The organism is Mycobacterium gordonae, from assembly GCF_001417955.2.
GTDB classification, from domain to species: Bacteria; Actinomycetota; Actinomycetes; order Mycobacteriales; family Mycobacteriaceae; genus Mycobacterium; species Mycobacterium gordonae_B.
The window spans coordinates 1-3,668 of record NZ_LKTM01000116.1; the positions used below are offsets into that span (position 1 = coordinate 1).

At 65.6% G+C, this 3,668-nt stretch carries 3 protein-coding genes; all 3 read left to right on the forward strand.

Annotated elements, in window-relative coordinates; genetic code table 11:
• Positions 1 to 122: 122 nt before the first annotated feature.
• Positions 123 to 1,229: a site-specific integrase gene (locus AO501_RS12430; protein WP_055578025.1), complete on the forward strand. Its 1,107-nt coding sequence runs from the start codon at positions 123 to 125 to the stop codon at positions 1,227 to 1,229.
• Positions 1,226 to 3,457, forward strand: a complete 2,232-nt coding sequence (locus AO501_RS12435; protein ID WP_231752463.1) for a tyrosine-type recombinase/integrase — start codon at positions 1,226 to 1,228, stop codon at positions 3,455 to 3,457. Before AO501_RS12430 ends, AO501_RS12435 begins: the two co-directional genes overlap by 4 nt.
• The coding region (locus tag AO501_RS12440; protein ID WP_231752464.1) for a DUF6262 family protein at positions 3,447 to 3,668 on the forward strand (222 nt) is incomplete at its 3' end. The genes AO501_RS12435 and AO501_RS12440, both read left to right, overlap by 11 nt.

The window sequence follows — 3,668 nt, forward strand, 5'->3', positions numbered from 1 at the left end:
GTTATCTGTAGTCCTCGTGACGGCGTCTTTGATGTCCGACACGAGGTGTTGAGGTCCCAGGTTCTGCGTGCTGGACATGCTTATCTGCAGTTGTCCAGGAGGCAAGAGCCTGCGGAGGGGCGATGCAGATTGCACGAGTTATCTCGCCGGTCTCGTTGCGTGAGTCGTGGACCGTTCTCGGTGACGACAACGCTCCGGTAGCACCGGTCGACCGGTATCTGGCGTATCTGACTGACATCGAGCGATCGCCGAACACGGTCAAGGCGTACGCGCACGATCTCAAGGACTGGTTCGGCTTTCTCGCCGAGCGTGGGCTGGATTGGCGCGCGGTGCGGCTCGACGACGTAGGTGAGTTCGTAGCCTGGCTGCGACTGCCGCTGCAGGCCCGGCATGGGCAGGTCGCGGTGTTGCCGTCGTTGCCGCATCACTGCACGGAATCGACTGTGAACCGCAAGCTTTCGGCGGTCGGGGCGTTTTACACCCACGCCGCACGAGATGGGGTGGATGTCGGCACTTTGCTGACCTCATGGCAGGTCGGCGGCGCGCGCGGAGGTTGGAGACCGTTTCTGCACCACATCAGCAAGGGCACGCCGAGGTCGCGGCGGGTGATCGCGTTGAAGACGCCGAAGAAGCTGCCGCGGGTGCTCGCGCCGAACGAGGTGCAGGCAATCCTGGATGGTTGCGGCCGGCTGCGGGACCGATTGCTGTTCGCCGTGCTCTACGACACGGGGATGCGGATCGGTGAGGCACTTGGTTTGCGGCACAACGACATCGCCGCTGCCGAAAATGAAGTGACGGTGCGGCGACGCGATAACGCCAATGGCGCACGCGCCAAGTCACAGACCGACCGCACGATCCCGGTCAGCAGCGCGTTGATCCGCTTGTTGGCCGACTACCTTCACAGCGAGTACGGCGATCTGGACAGCGACTACGTGTTCGTCAATCTGTGGGGCCGCCCGCAGGGGTATCCGCTGACCTACGGCGCGGTATACGACCTGGTGCGAAGGCTGCGCCGACGGACCGGGATCGACTTCGACCCGCACTGGCTGCGACACACGGCCGCAACCCGGCTGCTGCGCGACGGAGTCAGCATCGAGGTGGTCGCGCACCTGCTCGGACATGCTCACGTGGCGACGACGACCACGACGTACGGGCACCTTAGCGTCGAGGACGCTCGACGGGTCATGGAACGAGCGGGCTGGTTCACCGACGGGCAGGTGCGGCTATGAGCGTGCCGTCGCTGAAGCCTGCCGCCCCGCCGGGGTTGTTGGGCAAGCTGATGGCCGAGGTCCGCCACGGATTCCGCAGCAATGTCCTGGAGTTTGGACCTGAGGATCCGGTGTTTGGTGGAACCGAGTGCCGGGTCGAGGGGTGCGAGCGAACCGCCCGCGGACTCCGTTTGTGTCAAGGACATCGGCAACGGTGGCACGACGAAGGACGCCCGTCTCTGGAGCAGTTTGCTGCCTCGACCGATCCGCGGTGGCGGCGCCAACAACCTAACCAGCGCTGCCGGGTGCCCGGCTGCGGTTACGGCTCTGCCCGCGGCGGCATGTGTGGGCTGCACGCACAACGATGGGAACGCGCCGGGCGGCCCAGCCTGGCTGGATGGCTGGCCGAACCGCAGCCGTTCAAGCAACCAGCGGCTGGGGTAACATGCCGAATCCCGCACTGCGAGCTCTGGCCGCAGGGCACGTCTGCGTTCTGCCAGACCCACACCACTACCTGGAAGGTCAACGGCAGACCCGACATCGACGCGTTTGCCGACCACTTCGCCGACCAAACCCCACTGGCCAGCGAGCAGATCCGGCTCGACCGGCTGGCCGGTCAGCTGAAGCTGGAACTGCAGTACGTGCTGCAACGCCGCCACGACGATCGGCAAGGCAAGCTCACCCCAGACGTGGTCATGCGCGTGGTGAAGGCACTGGCTGCTGCGCAGGTGGACTCGCTGCTTGAGCGTGACGAGGACACCTGGCACGAGTGGGCTCGGTCGACGATCAACGACACTCGCTCCCGCGGGTTCCTCAGCTACGCATCCCGGGTGATCGCCGACCTGGCCGAGGCCGGCGGCTGGGACGCCGAATACCCGCGCGATGTCTGGCGCATGCGCCGGCTCGGCTACGACGGAGACCGCACGCTGCGGTTCGACGGTATGCCGCAGCCGTGGCTGCGGGATCTGGTCAAGCGGTGGGTCCGGTGGCGGCTATCGACCGGATTGGGTCTAGAAGCTGGCGCCGGTAGGCCGGTCGTTGCGTTCACCCGCTTCGCGGGGTTCCTCGCCGACATTGGCGTCGAGAGCATCGACCAGATCAACCGGCCGGTGCTGGAGCGCTATCTGGCCCACCTGCGCAGCGATTCCATCGGTGCCCAACGCCGGGGGACCCATATCGGGCTGCTCAATCGATTCTTCGCTGCAGTCCGCCAACACCGTTGGGACACAGACCTTCCCGCAGACGCGATGTTCTTCGCCGAGGACTACCCCAAACGCGACGAACGGTTGCCTCGGGCACTGGCCGAACAGGTCATGGCCCAGCTCGAGGATGCAGACAACCTCGCCCGATTCGCCGACCCTGCTTACCGGTTGATCACGATCATCTTGATGCGTTGCGGGCTACGGATCACTGATGCGCTGCGGCTGCGCAGCGATTGTGTGGTCGCCGACGCCGAAAGCGCACCGTATCTGCGCTATCTGAACCATAAGATGAAACGCGACGCGTTGGTGCCCATCGACGAGCAGTTACGTGAGCTCATCGCCGAACACCGCAACCACACCTCCCAGCGTTGGCCGGCAGGCACGCCGGTGTTGTTCCCACGGCCGACGAAGAACATTGACGGCACCCACCCAATCGCGAGTCCCACCTACCGGATGGCGCTGTTGCGCTGGCTGTCCGTCTGCGACATCCGTGACGAGCACGGCCAGCCAGTGCACCTCACTCCGCACCAGTGGCGCCACACCCTGGGCACCCGGCTGATCAACCGCGACGTCCCGCAAGAGGTCGTGCGACGCATCCTCGACCACGACTCCGCGCAGATGACCAGCCACTACGCCCGCCTGCACGACACCACCGTGCGCCGCCAGTGGGAGGCGGCCCGCAAGGTCGACATCCACGGCTCCACAATCATTTTCGACCCGTCGGGGCCGATCGCGGAAGCCGCCTGGGCCAAACAGCGCCTCGGCCGAGCCACCCAGGCCCTACCCAACGGCTACTGCGGACTGCCGCTGCAGCAGAGCTGCCCGCACGCCAACGCCTGTCTGACCTGTCCGATGTTCCTCACCACCGCCGAGTTCCTGCCCCAGCACCACCAGCAGCGGCAACAGACCCTGCAGTTGATCACCGCCGCCGAAGCCCGCGGACAACAACGTCTGGCCGAGATGAACCGCCAAGTCCTGCACAACCTGGACAACATCATCACTGCCCTCAACGATCCAGAACCAGGGAAGGCCAAACATGCCGGCTAACAACAGCATCCACCTCATCCGCAGTGCCCAGCAGCGGCACGAACACACCCGCGCCAGGGCAATCGCCGCACTGCACGAACTCCACCGGACCGGCGCCGTGCTCACCTTCGAATCCGTCGCTCGCCACGCCGGTGTCTCCCGCTCGTGGATCTACACCCAGACCGACCTCAAAGACGAGATCCGCCGGCTCCGCACCCAGCAGCGGCCCGAG

Coding starts and splice junctions, on each gene's coding strand:
- AO501_RS12430 (WP_055578025.1), top strand. CDS start 123: ATGCAGATTGCACGAGTTATCTCGCCGGTCTCGTTGCGTGAGTCGTGG.
- AO501_RS12435 (WP_231752463.1), top strand. CDS start 1,226: ATGAGCGTGCCGTCGCTGAAGCCTGCCGCCCCGCCGGGGTTGTTGGGC.